Origin of the sequence: Streptomyces sp. Inha503 (assembly GCF_047215865.1) — a bacterium.
GTDB lineage: Bacteria > Actinomycetota > Actinomycetes > Streptomycetales > Streptomycetaceae > Streptomyces > Streptomyces lycopersici.
The window spans coordinates 2,653,099-2,669,289 of the sequence record NZ_CP178360.1 but is presented as its reverse complement, the minus strand read 5'-3'; the positions used below and the strand labels follow the sequence as shown (position 1 = coordinate 2,669,289).

Annotated in this window: 18 protein-coding genes; 10 read left to right on the top strand and 8 right to left on the bottom strand. The window is 69.9% G+C overall.

Annotation, left to right across the window (positions count from 1 at the left end):
* Positions 1-26 precede the first annotated feature (26 nt).
* Positions 27-227, bottom strand: coding sequence for a hypothetical protein (locus ACJX2R_RS10710; RefSeq protein WP_413106182.1), 201 nt, complete (start codon positions 225-227; stop codon positions 27-29).
* On the opposite strand from ACJX2R_RS10710, the gene ACJX2R_RS10705 reads away from it, so the two are divergent.
* Positions 144-359 carry an integrase core domain-containing protein gene (locus tag ACJX2R_RS10705; protein ID WP_413105819.1) on the top strand — a complete coding sequence of 72 codons (216 nt, stop codon included), beginning with the start codon at positions 144-146 and terminating at the stop codon, positions 357-359. The two genes, ACJX2R_RS10710 and ACJX2R_RS10705, sit on opposite strands and share 84 nt — an antisense overlap.
* Before the next feature lie 135 nt (positions 360-494).
* Here ACJX2R_RS10705 and ACJX2R_RS10700 read toward each other — a convergent pair whose 3' ends face one another.
* On the bottom strand, positions 495-1,715 hold the full coding sequence (locus ACJX2R_RS10700) for a metallophosphoesterase (RefSeq protein WP_413099883.1): 1,221 nt from the start codon (positions 1,713-1,715) through the stop codon (positions 495-497).
* 165 nt (positions 1,716-1,880) lie between these two features.
* Between ACJX2R_RS10700 and ACJX2R_RS10695 the strand changes: the two genes are divergently transcribed.
* On the top strand, positions 1,881-2,645 hold the full coding sequence (locus ACJX2R_RS10695; RefSeq protein ID WP_413099882.1) for a TetR family transcriptional regulator: 765 nt from the start codon (positions 1,881-1,883) through the stop codon (positions 2,643-2,645).
* A 264-nt stretch (positions 2,646-2,909) separates the two neighbouring features.
* On the opposite strand, the gene ACJX2R_RS10690 is transcribed toward ACJX2R_RS10695, so the two are convergent.
* From ACJX2R_RS10690 to ACJX2R_RS10675, 4 genes are all read right to left on the bottom strand, one after another.
* Positions 2,910-3,755 (bottom strand): MerR family transcriptional regulator, encoded by an 846-nt coding sequence (locus ACJX2R_RS10690; RefSeq protein ID WP_413099881.1) that lies wholly within the window; start codon positions 3,753-3,755, stop codon positions 2,910-2,912.
* Between the two features lie 97 nt (positions 3,756-3,852).
* Positions 3,853-4,173: a nuclear transport factor 2 family protein gene (locus ACJX2R_RS10685; protein WP_413099880.1), complete on the bottom strand. Its 321-nt coding sequence runs from the start codon at positions 4,171-4,173 to the stop codon at positions 3,853-3,855.
* Between the two features lie 65 nt (positions 4,174-4,238).
* Positions 4,239-5,297, bottom strand: a complete 1,059-nt coding sequence (locus ACJX2R_RS10680) for an SDR family oxidoreductase (RefSeq protein ID WP_413099879.1) — start codon at positions 5,295-5,297, stop codon at positions 4,239-4,241.
* A gap of 71 nt (positions 5,298-5,368) precedes the next feature.
* Positions 5,369-5,965 carry a TetR/AcrR family transcriptional regulator gene (locus ACJX2R_RS10675; RefSeq protein ID WP_413099878.1) on the bottom strand — a complete coding sequence of 199 codons (597 nt, stop codon included), beginning with the start codon at positions 5,963-5,965 and terminating at the stop codon, positions 5,369-5,371.
* A gap of 349 nt (positions 5,966-6,314) precedes the next feature.
* Here ACJX2R_RS10675 and ACJX2R_RS10670 point away from each other — a divergent pair, with 349 nt between their 5' ends.
* The 4 genes from ACJX2R_RS10670 (at position 6,315) to ACJX2R_RS10655 (ending at position 10,396) form a co-directional block, all read left to right on the top strand.
* Positions 6,315-7,400, top strand: coding sequence for a hypothetical protein (locus ACJX2R_RS10670; RefSeq protein WP_413099877.1), 1,086 nt, complete (start codon positions 6,315-6,317; stop codon positions 7,398-7,400).
* Positions 7,401-7,602: 202 nt separating this feature from the next.
* Positions 7,603-8,004, top strand: coding sequence for a Rid family hydrolase (locus tag ACJX2R_RS10665; protein WP_413099876.1), 402 nt, complete (start codon positions 7,603-7,605; stop codon positions 8,002-8,004).
* A gap of 99 nt (positions 8,005-8,103) precedes the next feature.
* The gene (locus tag ACJX2R_RS10660; RefSeq protein ID WP_413099875.1) at positions 8,104-9,033 is read left to right on the top strand and encodes an amidohydrolase family protein; all 930 of its coding nucleotides are present in this window, start codon (positions 8,104-8,106) and stop codon (positions 9,031-9,033) included.
* The gene (locus tag ACJX2R_RS10655; RefSeq protein ID WP_413099874.1) at positions 9,020-10,396 is read left to right on the top strand and encodes an MFS transporter; all 1,377 of its coding nucleotides are present in this window, start codon (positions 9,020-9,022) and stop codon (positions 10,394-10,396) included. The genes ACJX2R_RS10660 and ACJX2R_RS10655 overlap by 14 nt, the downstream gene beginning before the upstream one ends.
* 83 nt (positions 10,397-10,479) lie before the next feature.
* Here the strand turns inward: ACJX2R_RS10655 and ACJX2R_RS10650 are convergent, their stop codons facing one another.
* Positions 10,480-11,382, bottom strand: a complete 903-nt coding sequence (locus tag ACJX2R_RS10650) for a LysR family transcriptional regulator (RefSeq protein WP_413099873.1) — start codon at positions 11,380-11,382, stop codon at positions 10,480-10,482.
* Between the two features lie 104 nt (positions 11,383-11,486).
* On the opposite strand from ACJX2R_RS10650, the gene dapA reads away from it, so the two are divergent.
* The 3 genes from dapA to ACJX2R_RS10635 are packed head-to-tail and all read left to right on the top strand — an operon-like array spanning position 11,487 to position 13,773.
* A complete protein-coding gene (gene dapA, locus ACJX2R_RS10645; protein WP_413099872.1) occupies positions 11,487-12,395 on the top strand; it encodes a 4-hydroxy-tetrahydrodipicolinate synthase in 909 nt (302 codons plus the stop codon).
* Positions 12,392-13,141, top strand: coding sequence for a hypothetical protein (locus tag ACJX2R_RS10640; RefSeq protein WP_413099871.1), 750 nt, complete (start codon positions 12,392-12,394; stop codon positions 13,139-13,141). Before dapA ends, ACJX2R_RS10640 begins: the two co-directional genes overlap by 4 nt.
* On the top strand, positions 13,138-13,773 hold the full coding sequence (locus tag ACJX2R_RS10635; protein ID WP_413099870.1) for a flavin reductase family protein: 636 nt from the start codon (positions 13,138-13,140) through the stop codon (positions 13,771-13,773). The genes ACJX2R_RS10640 and ACJX2R_RS10635 overlap by 4 nt, the downstream gene beginning before the upstream one ends.
* Positions 13,774-13,789: 16 nt before the next feature.
* Here the strand turns inward: ACJX2R_RS10635 and ACJX2R_RS10630 are convergent, their stop codons facing one another.
* Positions 13,790-14,914: a CaiB/BaiF CoA transferase family protein gene (locus ACJX2R_RS10630; protein ID WP_413099869.1), complete on the bottom strand. Its 1,125-nt coding sequence runs from the start codon at positions 14,912-14,914 to the stop codon at positions 13,790-13,792.
* An 83-nt stretch (positions 14,915-14,997) separates the two neighbouring features.
* Here ACJX2R_RS10630 and ACJX2R_RS10625 point away from each other — a divergent pair, with 83 nt between their 5' ends.
* A complete protein-coding gene (locus ACJX2R_RS10625) occupies positions 14,998-16,170 on the top strand; it encodes an acyl-CoA dehydrogenase family protein (protein WP_413099868.1) in 1,173 nt (390 codons plus the stop codon).
* The last annotated feature ends 21 nt before the right edge of the window (positions 16,171-16,191 follow it).

Genomic DNA, 16,191 nt, shown 5'->3' with positions numbered 1-16,191 from the left:
AGGCCCGGACGCAGAAGGCCCCGTTGTCAGATTTCGACGAGGGTCAGTATGTGACGTCGTCGATCCTGGTGTCGATGTTTCAGGCTCACCGCGGGGGTGCGGGAGCGCGCTGGCCACCGCGTCACGGCCCGCCCGACCGGCGCATGGAACACCAAACGGGACAGCAGGTTCACCGCCGCGTCCGTACCCAATGCACCGACCGCCTCCTCATCACCGGCGAACGACACCTGCGCACCGTCCTCACCACGTATGCCGAGCACTACAACGCAGGACGGGCCCACCGCAGCCTCGGGTCTCTGGGACCCGCTTCCTCGGTGAGCCGATCGGCGAATACGAATGCCGCGCCTGGCCGGCGGTGACAAGTTTCCAAACAGTGCAGACTGCCGTGCCTTTACGGGGCCGGGCGCATGCAATCGTGAAGCCTTCGGCGGGTGTACGGAGTTGCCACTTGACGATGTTCGGCTCGCCAAGAGCCTGGTCATCGCCCGCCCCGTCTACGGCGAGGTGGGCAGGTGCGGGGAGCGGAGTACGAGCAGGGTGATCTCGCTGGGGGCGAAGACGCGGAACGGCGGGCCCCAGAAGCCGGTGCCGCGGCTGGTGTAGAGGAGGGTGCGGGGGCCGTGGTGGGTGAGGCCGGCGAGGGCGGGCTGGTCGATGCGGACGAGGTGGTGGAAGGGCCAGATCTGGCCGCCGTGGGTGTGGCCGGAGAGTTGGAGGTCGATGCCGGCGGCTGCTGCCCGGTCGATGAACTTGGGCTGGTGTGCCAGGAGCAGGACGGGTAGGTCGGGGTCGGCGCCGTTCAGGGCTCCGGCGAGGTGGGCGCGGTGGCCTGCCAGGCCGGAGGACTCGGCGGTGACGTCGTCCACGCCGGCGACCACGAGGGTGTCGCCTCCGCGTTCGAGCAGCAGATGGCGGTTGCGCAGCGGTTCCCAGCCCAGCTCGTCCATCAGGTCGACCCAGCCCTGGGCCTCGCTGTAGTACTCGTGGTTGCCGGTGACGTAGACCCGGGCCCGGGTGGCCCGCACGGTACCGAGTGGGGTGGCCTGGGCGCGGCGGCGTTCGGCCGTGCCGTCGGCGATGTCGCCGGTGTGGCAGACCAGGTCGGCTTCCAGCGTGTTCACCGTCTCGCATACCCGTGCCGACCAGCGGGTGCGATCGAGTGGGCCGTAGTGGGTGTCGGTGATGAGGGCGACGCGGATGCCGTCCAACCCGGCTCCCAGCCGTGGGAGTCGCACGTCGAGTTGGCGCACGCGTGGTACGCGGCGGGCCTCGGCGTAGCCCCAGCCGAGCAGTACGGCGGTTGTGCCGAGGATGGCCCAGGTGACGATTCGGGCCCGGTCCTGGCTCTCGCCGACGCCGGACACGGTCAGGGCGAGGCGCAAGAGGACGCCGAGCAGTACGGACCAGGTGAACAGAATCCAGATGGTGCCCAGCAGGGTGTCGCCGATGATCGCCGCCCGGTCCTGCTGGCGCCGGCCGTGGCCGCGCATCATCGCGAGCGGCATACCGATGAGACCGAGGGTGAACAGGGCGGTGCCGGCCAGCGTGACGGGCAGTGGCCAGTGCTGGCCGCTGTGCAGGAGCACCCAGCAGGGCACGGCCCACAGCAGGACGGGGGCGATCAGGGGGATGTAGCGCATCAGGCGGCGCGGTCGGCTCTGCCGTGGCGCTTGCGCTTCACCCTCGGCGGGCCGGGTGTCGCTGGTGTCGGTCACGCTGCCCCTCCCTGACCAGACTGCCGTCTCGCGCACTGTATCCGGTCGCCTTGGGTCGGCCGTACGGGCGTTCATGGGCACGCCTTGGGGCGAAGGGTTCTCCGCGAGCCGGGACAGCGGCGCTCACCCCGGGCCAGGGCCGGCGCCGGGCCATTCAGGGGAGGCATGCCGTGGGTTGGACACGCGGCCGCCGGGCCGGACGGACCTGACTACGTTGCTGCCCGGAGGCCGTGCGATGCGCCGAAGCCGCTGCTTGACAATAAACTCAAGCAACTGCTTGAGTTCATTACCGTGACACGGGGCAAAAAGACGGATTTGCGCAGAGAGGCCGGTCAGCGCACGCGGGACGGCCTGCTGACGGCCGCCCTGGAACTGCTCGCGCAAAGAGGGCGGGAAGGCTTGACGCTCCGCGAGGTCACAGACCGCGCCGGCGCCAATGTCGCCGCGGTGAGTTACCACTTCGGATCGTTGAAAGGGCTGTGCGAGTCGGCGATCGAGCGGGCCTTGGAACGGTACCTGGACGCGCAGATCCTGGCCGTCGAATCCCTTGGTGCCACTTCGACACTCCAGGAGCTGGCGGAGGCGTTCGCCCGGCCGATGGTGCGTGCGCTGGGGGCCGGTGGGCAAGACCTGGCCGTGATGCGGACCGTGGCGCGTGTCGGAATCGATCCGCCCCAGGGGTGGGGCCGGCTGGCCGGCAAGTTCGACCAGGCCCGCCAGGATGCCCTCCGGGTGCTGACGGCGAACCTCCCCGGGGTCGAGGAGCGGGAACTCATCTTCCGGACGCGATGCGCCGCCGGCATGCTGAACTGGCTCGCGCTGTCACCCATCGGCACCGAGCTGGCCGCCATGCCCACCGAGCAGATTGAGCGCCAGCTGATCCCCGTGGTGGCCGGAGCGTTCCACGGGTACCCCGCCATCGTCCGCTGACCAGGGCGGAGACGGTTCCAGGACCTGTTCGTCGGCGTCATCCAGCCGACCGGCGCGAAGCTCAGTGTCCCGACCGCCGACTTCTGGTACGTCGAAGACGGCAAGATCAAGGAGTTCAACTGCTACTTCGGCATCAGTGCCCTGCTCGCGCAGTTGGGCGTGCGGCCGGACTTCGCCTCCGCGGTCACGGGGGCGGCCGGGGACGACAGCTGACCAAGCCCGCCTGCGCCTGGCCTCGCCGTCTCTACGCCGACGATTGAGCGCTTACGCCGACGATTGAGCGCTGTCGGAGGCGAGCAGCCACGCCACGAGGGTGCGCCAGCGATCGGGCTGGTCGGTGTCGCGCGGCCCGACGAGATAGACCTCCTCGACGAGGTCGGCGGAGCGCAGGTCGTTCCGGGCGGCAAAGCTGCCAACGGCTGCGTAGGTGAGGTCGAGGTCGTCGTGCGGACCGCTGTGGGTGGCGACGGCGGCTGTCCGCTGAGGCAGGTGGAGTTCCCGCACCGCATCAGACGCTCCTGGCGGCAGGGGCGGCTCGGCCGGGAGATAGACGGTGGCACGGCCGTGGCCCTCGGTGAAGATCGTGTGTTCGTAGCGGCCGCCGGGCGGGAGCACCGGACGTCGGCCGGCTGCCGCGTCCAGCTCACGCATCGCGGCGTCGTACCAGCTCAGCTCGGCTCCGGGTGGAACGTCCAGGGAGACGGCGAGGACGCGCTGAGGTGGAAGAACCTCAAGGCTCACCGCCCTTTGGGCCTGCGGATCGAGGAGCTCTCGCAACGCCTGGACCGCTCGCTGGGTGCGACCGAGCCGGTCTTCGAGCCGGCGCAGGTGGGCGGCGACGATCTGTTGTGCCGCGCCATGGCCCGGCGCGCCCTCGTGGGCGGACTCCGCCTCCAGGAAGCGCCGGAGGTCCGGTAGCGGGAGGTCGAGCTCGCGCAGCCGCCTGATGGTCAGCGCCGGCCGGGCCTGTGCGGGCGCGTAGTAGCGGTAGCCCGTGGCCGGGTCGACCTCCGCGGGGACGAGGAGCCCCTGCTCGTGGTAGCGGCGCAGGGTGCGGATGCTCAGGTGTGTGATGCGGGAGAACTCTCCGATGGTCAGTCGCTCAGTCACGGTGTCCTTCTCGTGATCCTTGTGCTCCTCGTGAGCCTCGCGGTCCTCGTGATCCGTGAGCCTCGTGGTCCTCGTCCGGACCGGTGCCATCTCGGTGTCAGGGCTCGATGTCCAGCTGGGTGATCTTCCCCTGTACGTCGCGGGTGAAGGCGAACCGGAGGGTGACCGGGCTGCCGGGGAAGTCGCCGGAGATCGCCGCGACGGCCTTGCACGCGGTGGCCGTACCGGTGATCTCACGCAGGTCGTAGCGCACGGAAGGGACCTCGGCGCGCCAGCGGCGCACCGCCGTGAGCCCGTGGTGGCTGCGGCCGTCGTCGTGTACGACGACGGCGTCGGCGAAGAGCGAGAAGTAGCGCTCCCCGTCGGGGTCGACCGCCGCTGCGAAGTACTCCTCGGCAAAGTCCTGGATGTCCAGCATGGTCTTCTCCTGTGACGGCAGTGCTGTCTATGACCGCGAGCCTGCACCCTCCCGCTGGGAGAGACTCAAGCGGCTGACCGGTCTACGGCGGGCAGGAGGCCGAGTTCCAGGAGGCTTTCGGCGGTGGCCGTGACGGCGTCGTCGCTGCTGCGGGGGTTCCAGCCGAGCACGGTGCGGGCCTTGTCGTTGCTGACGTGGCGGATCTTGCCGAGGTTGGGCAGCATGCCCCTCAGCGCCGGGTTGGCCTCGGCGGCCTTGCGTACCGTCTCGTCCGGAAGTTCGGCGGCCGGGACGGCACTGGCGGCGTCGCCGAGCCGGTCGCGGATGGCGAGTGCGATCTGGTGCAGGGAGACGGCGTCACCGGCGGCGGCGATGAAGCGTCCGCCCGCGGCCTGGGGAGCGGTCATGGCCTTCAGATGCAGGTCGGCGGCGTCCCGGACATCGACGACGGCGAAGTACAGGCGGGGTACGCCCGGCATGGCGCCGCTGAACAGGCCGGTGATCATGTTGATCGAGGAGGAGTGGTCGGTGCCGACGACGGGGCCGAAGATGCCGACCGGGGCGACGGTGGTGAGCTGGAGGGCGTCGCCTTCGCGCTCGACGAAGTCCCAGGCGGCCCGCTCGGCCAGCACCTTGGATCTGATGTAGGCGGGGATGTCGCTGTCCGGGTCGGTCCAGTCGTCCTCGGTGAAGGGCCGTTCAGTGGCAGGCCTGCCGTAGCCGATGGCGGCGAACGAGGAGGTGGCCACAACGCGTTCGACGCCCGCGTCGCGGGCGGCGCGCAGCACGCGCAGCGTGCCTTCCCGGGCCGGGACGATCAGGTCGTCCTCGTGGTCGGGCTCGCCGCCCGGGAAGGGGGAGGCGGTGTGCAGTACGTAGCGGCAGCCCGCCACCGCCTCGGCCCACCCCTCGTCCGCGGTGAGGTCTGCCTTCACGAAAGTGAGCCGCTCACCCGCATCCGCACCCATGGCCCCCACGTCCTCGCGGACCTGCGCCTCGCGGCTGAGGGACCGTACCGTGGTGCGGACCTGGTAGCCCCCTCCGAGCGCCTGGGCGATCACACGCCCGCCCAGGAACCCGGAGCCTCCGGTGACCAGGACGGTATCGGTCGAAGTGCTGTTCATTGCCGAATTCCTTTGTCTTTTCGTGCGCGTACCGGCCGGGTCCAAGGGACGTCGGCCAGAAGAGGAAGGGGTCAGCCGCGACTGGTCAGCGTCGGCAGCAGCAGGGCGTCCATGACCGCTATGAGTTGGTCGGCGTCGGCCTCGGTGCCGGTGAAGAGCTTCTCCACGAAGACGCTGCCCATCAGGAACATCTCGACGTGCGCCAGGGCGGGGTTGTCGGGACGGATCGTTCCGCGCTCGACGTGCCGGGCCAGGATGGTGCGCAACGCGTCGAGGTAAGGGGCGAACAGGACGTCCCTCAGTGCCTGGGCGAGGGCCGGGTCGGACATGACCGCCTGCCAGATTCCCAGGGTCGGGGCGCCCTTGGGGTGCGGCGCCGGCATCAGGCGAGCCAGCGCCACCAGGTCATCGCGCAGGCTGCCGGCGTCGATGTGCGGCAGGGGCGCGTACTTGCGCGCCATCATCGCGGTGATCACGAGCCTGGGCTTGTTCTCCCACTGCCGGTAAAGCGTGGCCGTGCTCGCCTTCGCCCGCCTGGCCACCTCGTCCACGGTCGCTTCCGCGTACCCGACCTCGGCGACCAGGTCGAAGGTGACGTCGAGGATCTCGCGTTCGCGCTCCTCCGTCAGCCGCTTGCGCCGGTTGGAGGCCGGTGCCTGCTTACTCATCCGTGATTCCCGTCGCCGGTCGTCGGTCCGAGCTCGGTCCAACTGCTTGCACACCAAGTATCGAAAACGCACTTTCGACAATACGCTTTCGATAAGACGCCTTCAAGTCGTCGTCCCCGCTCGGCCTCCCGCTCGGTGTCTCATCGGGCCTGAGGCCCCGCGCGCTGCGAAGCCGACCGCTCTCAGCTGACCGGAACCGCGTCTCTCGATAGTCATGCGACGCATTGACCCCCCAGTGCCATCGCGGTTGCATGCTTGTGGCCCTCGGTTGGGGAACCGGGGAGAAGGAGCATGTCCTGTCTTAGGGGGGAAAATGAGGGGAAACACGAATCGGAGCGCTACCAGACGTGTGCGGACCGCCTTAGGCGCCACGGTCGTGGTCTGCGCGGTCATGACGGCGCTGCCCGGAGCCGCTTCGGCTGAGCCCATGACCGTGCCGGGCATCACGAGCGCCAGTGGAGCCGGGGTCGAGCGGATCAGTGTCGCGACCGACGGCACCCAGGGCGACGGCGACTCCGCCGGCGCCACGATCACGGCCAACGGCCGGCGTATCGCCTTCGCGTCGTCGGCGAAGAACCTCGCACCCGCCACCCCGGCGACGGGGGAGCGGGTGTTCGTCCGCGACCAGCGGACGAGCCAGACCACACTGATGAGCACGCTCACCCCTCCGATGCAGCCCCCGGTGATCAGCGGTGACGGGCAATACGTCGCCCTGTGGGGGTTGTTGCAAAGGGACACGAAGACCTTCCTGTCCCAGGTGAGCTCGGCAAGCACGATCGGCATCAACTGCTCGGGCCTCAGCTGCGGTCAGCCGTCGCTGAGCGCGGACGGCCGCTACATCGCCCAGGTCGCCACCTTCAACCGACCGCCGTCCCGGCAGGTCATCGAGGTACAGGACTGGCGGGCCAACCACACGCAGACCGTCGCCCAGTTCGGCCACACCGTCGCGGCCCGGCCGTCCATCAGTGGCGACGGCCGCTTCGTGGCCTACCAGGACGGCCAGGCGGAGGACGTCTTCGTGTGGGACCGGACCGACGACACCTCAGCCGGTCCGATCGAGGGCCCGTCCAAGGCGGCGGCCCTCGTCCAGATCAGCAAGGACGGCAACAAGATCGTCTACCTCTCGGACTCCGACACCTACGTCCAGGACGAGAGCTCGGGCGCCGACCAAGTGGTGCCGAACGCGCGGGGCGTGGCCATCGATCCCACCGGCCGCTATCTGCTGTACGCCCCACACGACACGAACGGACCGTCGCTCGCGCTGCGCGACCTGGAGACGGGTACCGACGAGATCGTCTCGAACCAGCCCGCCTCGGCCGGGACCGACGCGGTCAGCGCCGGTGGGCGTGACGTGGTCTTCCAGTCCACGGCCGACGACATCGTGCCCGGCGACACCAACGGCAAGTCGGACGTCTTCATCCGCCACCTCTACTGATCGCACCGACCGCCACGCTCTCCTGCTGCCCCACCGCTCGCGCACGAGCGGTGGGGCCCGTAACGAGGGATCGACAGGCGCCCGCACCGGACGTGATCCATGCGCAGGATGCATCAAACCCCTTCGGGTGTGATTTGAAGAGGTGATCCGCTCTCCTTAGCGTCGGTGACCTGCCTCACTTTCGTCTGAGCGGAGGAGCCATATGGCGCGTCGACAGAGCATCCATCTGAAGGAATTCAGTCACGAGAACCCTGTCCCCGCGGCGTGCCGGCTCGATGGCCTGCTCTTCACCGGGGCGATCCACGGTGGTGGCCGAGGGAGCGACCCGGACCAGTTTCCCGGCGACTTCGCCGAGCAGTGCACACACATGTTCTCCCGCGTGCGCGACATCCTCACCACCGCGGGCGGAAGCCTCGATGACATCGTCAAGGTGTCGGTGCGTCTCGCGCCCACGGCAAGCCGGTCGGAGCTGAACCGGCAGTGGTGTGAGCTGTTCCCGGACGACGGCTCCCGGCCCGCGCGCCAGGTCACCGTCGGTACCACCAAGCCACACATCCTCGTGCAGTGCGAGGTCGTCGCGGTGCTCGCAGGCAGCGACTCCTGATCAGACGGTGACAGCCGCCGTTCGCTCCGCGCACCCGCGCGCGATACCACCCGCATCCACCTGGTGCGCGAGCCGTACCGTCCCTCAGCAGGAGGAGTCATGCCTCGCTACGCCCATTTCGATCCCGCCCCCCGCTCCCCGAAGCACGCTTCGCCGGCCGGTGCCTGCGACAGTCAGGTGCATATCTTCGGCGACCCGCTCCGGTTCCCGACCCGGCCGGACGCGGCGTACGTCGTGCTGGACGCCACGGTGGGAGCCATGCTGGACATGCACAAGGAGCTCGGTATCGAGCGCGGTGTCATCGTGCAGTCGACCGCGTACGGCACCGATCACGGTGCGCTCGTCGAGGCGCTGAAGGTGGCCGGCGACGGCTATCGCGGATGCGGTGTGGTCAACGACTCGGTGAGTGATGACGAGCTCGCCGAGATGCACGAGGCCGGGGTGCGGGGCGCCCGTTTCAACTTCCACCCGAAGCTGAGGAACAGCCTGCCGACGCCGGAGGAGGTGCGGCGCACCGCGGAGCGCGTCGTCCCGCTCGGCTGGCATCTGAAGTTGCACATGAACGGCATCGATCCGCGCGAGGTGACGCCGCTGCTGGACGACGTCGAGGCAAACGTCGTGATCGACCACATGGGGCCCCTGCGGTACCAGTACGGCACGGCCGACGCGCATTTCCGGCATGTGCTGGAGCTGCTCGCGCGCGGCAACTGGTGGGTGATGCTGTCCAATGGCGACCGCCGGTCGGCCACCGGGTATCCGTGGGACGACGCGACCGCCTACGCCCGCGAGTACATCCAGCACGCGCCGTCCCGGGTGCTCTGGGCCACGGACTGGCCGCATCCCCTGCATCCGGGGCCGGTGCCCAATGACGGAGAGCTGCTGGACCTCCTTGCCCGGTATGCTCCCGACGAGCGGACCCGGCGGCAGATCCTGGTCACCAATCCCCGGAGACTGTTCGCGTTCGCGGACGGCCCGGACGCCGACGACGGCACGGGCGAGGCGGGCGGTGTCCTCGATGACCGGCAATGAGACCCCCGTATCGATCGGTCCGGACCCGGAGACGCTGCCGAGGCTGAGCCGCGCCGACGTCAAGGTCATCGGGACCGCCGTGCTCGGGTGGACCGTCGACATGTTCGACCTGATGCTCATCCTGCACGTCGCGTCGCACGTGTCCACGGCGTTCTTCCCCTCGGCGAACCCCATGCTCGGTCTCACCGCGACCTACGGCGCCTTCGCGGTCAGCCTCGTGGTGCGCCCGCTGGGCGGGTTGGTGTTCGGGTCGCTGGCCGATCGGGCCGGGCGCCGCCGGGCCATGGCCATCGCCGTGCTGGGGGCCGGGGTGACGACGGCGCTCATGGGGCTGTTGCCGGGCGTCGCGACGCTCGGGGTGGCCGCGCCGGTGTCGCTGATGCTGCTGCGCGTGGTGCAGGGCGTGTTCGTCGGTGGTGTCAGCGCCTCGGCGCACACCCTGGCCACGGAGAGCGTGCCCGAGCGGTTCCGCGGTCTGACGGCGGGGCTCATCAAAGGTGGCGGGGCCAGCCTCGCGGTGGTGGCCATCAACCTGCTGATCCTCGCGGTCACCGCGGTGGCCGGGCCGGACGGCTTCGCGGCCTGGGGATGGCGTGTGCTGTTCCTGGCCGGGCTGCTGGGCTCGGTGCTCAACTATCTGGCGCTGCGCCGCACCGAGGAGTCCCCGCTGTGGCTCCGGCGGCGGGCCCAGCTCGCGGCGTCGGCTCCGGCCGGTGCCGGACCGGACCAGGTCGAGCGTCCGGGACGGGCCCTGTTCTCGCGCAGGTGGCGGACGCTGACGCTGACGAGCGCGGCGATCGTGTTCACCGCGTCGGCCCCGTACTACCTCACCACCGGCATCCTGCCCACGGTGTACAAGCAGGTCTTCGGGCTCTCCCAGGGGGAGACGAGCTCCTTCGTCATCATCAACGTGGTGGGTTCGGCGGCGGTTGCCGCCCTCTGCGGACACTTCAGCCAGCGTGTGGGACGGAAGAAGGTGTTCCTCGGCGCGGGCGTGGCCTGCCTGGTCCTGATCCCGGGGCTCTACGCCGTGATGGTTTGGGTGGACAGACCGGCCCCGGCGTTCCTGTTGGCGTGCAGCGCCGTCATGGTGATGGCGTCGGGCGCGATCAGCGCACCACTGATCATCTTCCTGAACGAGCTGTTCCCCACCGAGCTCCGCTCCAGCGCCACGGCGTTCGCCTGGAACGTCGGCTACGGCCTGAGCGGCATGATGCCCACGGTGGTGACCGCGGTGAGCGTGGGCGCCGACGACATGGTGCCGACGCTGATCGTGATGAGTGTGCTCCTGGGAGCGCTCTTCCTCGGGCTGCTCGCCAGGTCGGGGGAGACCCGCGGCGCGCTGGACAGCCCGACGCCCTGAGGGTCCTGGGGCCTCTGGGGGCTGAAGGCCCTGGGGGCCACTCGGGGTCGTCTCCCGGCGCTCCCGGCGGCAGGGCCGCTCGCTCACAGCCACTTCTGTTCGCGAGCGGCCTGCTGCACGGTCTCGACCAGCAGCCGGACGGCAGGCCCCGGGTTCTCCCTGTGCAGCATCCGCACCGGAAGCTTCGCGAAGTCGTCGGTGATCGGGACGAACGCCTCAACGCCTTCCGGATGCACATGTCTGGCCGAAGCGGGAAGCAGGGCGACCGATCGTTCCCGGCGCAGGACCGCCATGACACGGCTGCCGGGCACGGGGTTGCCCACGGTGTCCGGGGAGAAGCCCGCCGTGGCGAAGACCTTCTCGATCAATCCCTGATACCCCGGCGCGAGGCTCGAGGGCGTGATGACGAAACGCTCTCCCGACAGCTCCGCCATCCGCACACTGGTCCGGCCGGCCAGCCCATGCCCGCTGGGAACGGCGAGGATGAGTGGCTCATTGCGGATGAGCACCGAGGCGATCCCCGGGTCATCCGGGTTGCAGCGCACGAGCCCGATGTCCCACGTCCGCCGGCGGACCGCGTCGAGGACGTCCTTCTCCCACATCTCGATGGCCTCGAAGGACAGGTCCGGCAGCCGTTCCTGCACACTGCCGAAGAGCACGGGAAGCGTTTCGTATCCCACGCTGAGCGTATAGGCCACGCGTACCGTGCCGCGGCTGCCCGCCTCCACCTCACGGGCCCGGACCACCGCGTCGTCGAGGCGGTCGAGCAGTTCCGACACGTCGGCCAGGAATCCGGCACCGGCCGGAGTCAGCCGTACGTTGCGCGTGTCCCGTACGAACAGCTTCGCGCCGACCCGTCGTTCCAGCCGCTTGATGCGCTGGCTGAGCGCGGGCTGCTCCAGATGGAGGCGTTCGGCGGCCCGGGCGAAGTGCAGTTCGTCGGCGAGTACGACGAACGATCGCAGCAGCGCCGTATCGAGATTCATGCATCGACGTTATCAATGGCCGCTCAGCGTGTCTTGAGGGTGGCGGAGCGCACTTCATAGCGTCCATGCGAGAGCACTCGCCGCAACGGAGAGAGGTACCCGCCATGGCCAAGGCCCCGCCCACACTGCGTGGCTCGATCGTCCCGCTGGTCACACCGTTCGACCCGGACGGCGCGGTGGACTTCGCGGCGCTGCGCAAACTGATCGATCACCACGTGGACGCGGGCAGCCACGGGATCTCGGTCACCGGTACGACCGGTGAACCGGGCGCGCTCACCCTCGCCGAACGCCTGCGGATGATCGAGGTGGCCGCGGAAACCATCGGGGGGAGGCTGCCCTTCGTTCCCGGCACCGGCACCCATCAGCTGCCGGAAACCATCGAGATCACCAAGAAGGCGCAGGAGGCGGGCGCGGACGCGGCCCTGGTGATCGTGCCGTATTACGCCCGGCCGACGCAGGAGGGCCTGTACGCCTGGTACAGCGAACTCGCCGAGGCGGTGGACATCCCCCTCCTCGTCTACAACATCCCGGCCCGCACCGGAGTGGAGATCGCGCCGGAGACCGTCGGCCGGCTGTCGCGCGATGTGCCGCAGATCATCGGCATGAAGGAAGCGAGCCCCGACTTCGCGCACGCCAACTTCGTGCTCCGCGAGTGCGGCCCGGAGTTCCTGCTCTTCTCGGGGCTCGAAGCGCTGTGCTTCCCGCTGCTCGCGATCGGCGGCGCCGGATTCATCAGCGTGACCGCGAACCTCGTGCCGCGCGAGATCGCCCGGATGTACGAGGCGTTCACCGAGGGCGACTGGGACGAGGCGCGGGACCTGCACTACCGGCTGCTGGACCTCAACGACGTCGTGCTGACCGAGACCAACCCGACCGCGGTCAAGTGGCTGATGTCGCGGACCGGCGAGATCGGCCCGACCCTGCGCGCGCCACTGGCACCGCTGTCGGAGGCCGGTCAGCGGCGGGTGCGCGCCGCGGCCGAGTCCTGGGGCCTCCTGGACGGTGCGCGGTGACCGCCGGACACTCCGCGGCGGACGGCTTGCCGCCGCTCGCCGCCCGGACCGAACCGCTGCTCGCCGGGGTCAGTACGGCCACCGTCGCCAGCCAACTGCTCAAGCGCGGCCTGCGGGACCAGTTCATCACCGGGGTGGCGCCACTGGAGCCGGGATGCCGCCTGGTGGGAGCCGCGTGGACGATGCGCTGCATCCCCTCACGGGAGGACCGGGACGGGCTCTGGCCGGGCTCCCAGGTCGTGCCGGGGCTGTCCCTGTTCGACGTCGTCGAATCCACCCCGGCAGGCGCCGTGCTGGTGATCGATGCCCGCGGGCAGTCGCGGACCGCGACCGGTGGCGACATCCTCGTCGAGCGGCTCAAGGCGCGGGGAGTGAAGGGCCTGGTGACCGACGGCGGCCTGCGCGACGTGGCCGCCATCGGCGCCACCGGCCTGCCGTGCTACGCCGCGGGCAGGACGGCGAACGTGAGCCGCGCCTACCTGCGCGTGGCCGACCAGGGCGTTCCGGTCGGCTGCGGCGATGTCGCGGTGTACCCCGGAGACGTGCTGGTCGGTGATGGCGACGGCGTGATCGTGGTGCCCCGTCATATGGCGGACGACGTGGCCGTCGCCTCGGCCGAACAGGAGGACCTCGAAGTCTTCCTCGGCGACAAGGTCAGGGCCGGGGCTCCGCTCGGGGGCGTCTATCCGGCGTCGGCCGAGACGCTGGCCGAGTACCGGCGGTCCCGTGAGGGAGGAGTCCGATGAAGATCATGCCTTCGGTGCTGGACCCGGAGGAGACGTACAAGCTGATGACGGGGGTCGTCGTCCCGCGTCCGATCGCCTGGGTGACCTCGCTGTCGGAGGACGGGGTGCTCAACCTCGCGCCGTTCAGCTGCTTCACCTTCGTCTCCAGCAAACCCCCGATGGTGGGCATCAACATCGGCCGTAAGGCGGGCGTGCGCAAGGACACCGGCCACAACATCCATCGCGGTGGCGAGTTCGTCGTCAACATCCCGGACGAGACGATGATCGAGGCGGTGCATCACAGCGCGGTCGAGTACCCGTCCGGCGTCAGCGAGGTCGAGACGCTGGGCCTGGACACGGTGGGCTCCGACCGGGTCGGCGTCGCGCGGCTGCGGGACGCGCCGGTCAGCCTGGAGTGCCGCCTCCACAGTGTCACCGCGTACGGGCTGACCGGTGCGGAGTTCGTCGTCGGCGAGATCCTCGCCTTCCACATCCGGGACTCGCTGATGGCCGACGGCAAGGTCGACACCGCCGCGATGCGGCCGATCGCCCGGATCGCGGGACCCAACTACGCCGCTCTGGGCGAGATCACCTCGATGCGGCCGATCGGCCGGACGCCGAAGACCGTGCTCGTGGACGGCGACGGACGATGACCGTGGCCGCGGCGGGTCAGACGCTCCGGTGGCGCGGCAGTGGTGGCGGCGCGGACCGGTAGACCGGTGGGGTCGCGGAGAGATTGATCGGGTTGCGGCACAGGGTCACGGCGCTGCCGTCGGCGCGCGGAAGCTCCACGGTCGGGGCGAGCCCGAGGCCGGTGGCGAGCGCGAAGGCGCCGGCGATGTCGTTGACGATCCCGGCGGGCACGCGCACGCGGGTCAGCTCCTTTGCCCAGTCCTCGGCCGGCCGGGCCGCGAGCAGGCGTATCAGCTCCGTGCGCAACTGACCCCGGTGCCGCACCCGGGCGGTGTTGGTGGCGTATCGCTCGTCCTCGGCCAGGTGCGGGGCGCCGAGCACCTGGCAGAGGTCGGTGAACTGGCGGTCGTTGCCGACGGCGAGCACCAGCTCGCCGTGGGAGCAGGGGAGTGGTTCGTAGGGCGCGATGCTGGGGTGCTGGTTGCCCATCCGGGTGGGTACGACACCGCCGGAGGTGTAGCCGCTGGCCTGGTTGACCAGCCCGGCGAGCAGGCACGACAGCAGGTCGACGTCCACCCGCTGCCCTTCGCCGGTGCGGGTCCGGTGGTGGAGCGCGGTGAGGATGCCGGTGGTGGCGAACAGTCCGGCGAGCACGTCGACCACGGCCACACCGACCTTCTGGGGCTGGCCTTCGGGTTCTCCGGTGATGCTCATCAGCCCGCCGAGCGCCTGGACGAGCAGGTCGTAGCCGGGGAGTTGGGCGCCGGGGCCGCGTCCGAAGCCGGTGATCGAGCAGTAGATCAGGCCCGGGTTCTCGGCCCGGAGCTGATCGTGGTCGAGGCCGAACTCCGCCATCAGCCCGGGCCGGAAGTTCTCGACGACCACATCGGCGGACAGGGCCAGCCGCCGCGCCTCGGCGCGATCGCGCGGATCGGACAGATCGAGCGCGATCGCGTCCTTGTTGCGGTTGACCGACTGGAAGTAGGTGGCCTGGCCGTGCCGGTCGTGGGGCGGACCCCAGGCGCGGGTGTCGTCGCCGGTCCCGGGGCGTTCGACCTTCGTGACGGTGGCGCCCAGGTCGGCGAGGAGCATCGTCGCGAAGGGACCGGCCAGGACGCGGGCGAAGTCCAGGACCCGGAGGTTGCCAAGAGCGGTGGTCATCTGCGAGCCTCAAATCCTCGATTTTCGAAAATCGAGAGTCAGGCTAAAGGCCCACGATCCCGAGAACAAGAGGAGAGCCGACGATGACCCATTCGGCAGTAGCTCCGCTGGACTTCCTCTCTGTCGACCACGCCCTCTCCGATGAGGAGCGCGACATCCGTGACACCGTCCGCGCGTTCGTCCGCGACCGGTTGCTCCCCGGGATCGGAGACTGGTTCGACCAGGGGCGGCTGCCCCGGGAACTGGTGGGGGAGCTGGGCAAGTTGGGGGTGCTGGGCATGCACCTCGAGGGCTACGGATGCGCCGGGACGAGCGCCACCGCCTACGGGCTGGCGTGCCTGGAGTTGGAGGCCGGTGACAGTGGTCTGCGCAGCCTGGTGTCGGTGCAGGGCTCGCTGGCCATGTTCGCCATCCATCGGTGGGGCTCGGAGGAGCAGAAGCGCCAATGGCTGCCGCGGATGGCGGCCGGTGAGGCCATCGGATGCTTCGGCCTGACCGAACCGGACTCGGGCTCGGACCCGGGCTCCATGCGGACCTGCGCCCGGCGGGATGGCGACGACTGGATCCTGAGCGGCCAGAAGATGTGGATCACCAACGGTTCGCTGGCCGATGTGGCGGTGGTCTGGGCGCGTACCGAGGAGGGCGTCCGCGGCTTCCTGGTGCCCAAGGGCACCAAGGGCTTCTCGTCCCACGACATCCACAAGAAGCTGTCACTGCGCGCGTCGACCACCTCGGAGCTGGTCCTGGACGAGGTCCGGCTTCCGTCCTCGGCGATGCTGCCCGGCGCCACCTCCCTGCGCGGTCCGCTGTCGTGCCTGAACGAGGCGCGTTTCGGGATCGTATGGGGCGCGGCCGGAGCCGCGCGCGCCTGTCTGGCGGCCGCCATCGACTACAGCACGACCCGGACGCAGTTCGGCAAGCCGATCGGGGGCTTCCAGATCCAGCAGCAGAAGCTCGCCCGGATGGCGCTGGAGGTCAACCGGGCGACCCTGCTGGCACTGCACCTGGGCCGGCTCAAGGACGCCGGCCGGTTGCGGCCCGAGCAGGTGAGCATGGGCAAGCTGGGCAACGTCGACGCCGCCCTGGACGTGGCCCGCACGGCGCGGCAGGTGCTGGGCGCCAACGGGATCACCCTGGAGTACCCGGTGATGCGGCACATGGCCAACCTCGAGTCCGTCGTCACCTACGAGGGCACCGCGGATGTGCACGCGCTGGTCGTCGGGTCCGCGCTGACCGGGATCGACGCGTTCCGGTGAACACACACCGCTAGAGTCGTG

Coding starts and splice junctions, on each gene's coding strand:
- ACJX2R_RS10675 (WP_413099878.1), bottom strand. CDS start 5,965: ATGAGTAAGCAGGCACCGGCCTCCAACCGGCGCAAGCGGCTGACGGAG.
- ACJX2R_RS10705 (WP_413105819.1), top strand. CDS start 144: ATGGAACACCAAACGGGACAGCAGGTTCACCGCCGCGTCCGTACCCAA.
- ACJX2R_RS10680 (WP_413099879.1), bottom strand. CDS start 5,297: ATGAACAGCACTTCGACCGATACCGTCCTGGTCACCGGAGGCTCCGGG.
- ACJX2R_RS10635 (WP_413099870.1), top strand. CDS start 13,138: ATGAAGATCATGCCTTCGGTGCTGGACCCGGAGGAGACGTACAAGCTG.
- dapA (WP_413099872.1), top strand. CDS start 11,487: ATGGCCAAGGCCCCGCCCACACTGCGTGGCTCGATCGTCCCGCTGGTC.
- ACJX2R_RS10665 (WP_413099876.1), top strand. CDS start 7,603: ATGGCGCGTCGACAGAGCATCCATCTGAAGGAATTCAGTCACGAGAAC.
- ACJX2R_RS10625 (WP_413099868.1), top strand. CDS start 14,998: ATGACCCATTCGGCAGTAGCTCCGCTGGACTTCCTCTCTGTCGACCAC.
- ACJX2R_RS10685 (WP_413099880.1), bottom strand. CDS start 4,173: ATGCTGGACATCCAGGACTTTGCCGAGGAGTACTTCGCAGCGGCGGTC.
- ACJX2R_RS10650 (WP_413099873.1), bottom strand. CDS start 11,382: ATGAATCTCGATACGGCGCTGCTGCGATCGTTCGTCGTACTCGCCGAC.
- ACJX2R_RS10655 (WP_413099874.1), top strand. CDS start 9,020: ATGACCGGCAATGAGACCCCCGTATCGATCGGTCCGGACCCGGAGACG.
- ACJX2R_RS10660 (WP_413099875.1), top strand. CDS start 8,104: ATGCCTCGCTACGCCCATTTCGATCCCGCCCCCCGCTCCCCGAAGCAC.
- ACJX2R_RS10630 (WP_413099869.1), bottom strand. CDS start 14,914: ATGACCACCGCTCTTGGCAACCTCCGGGTCCTGGACTTCGCCCGCGTC.
- ACJX2R_RS10695 (WP_413099882.1), top strand. CDS start 1,881: ATGCCGTGGGTTGGACACGCGGCCGCCGGGCCGGACGGACCTGACTAC.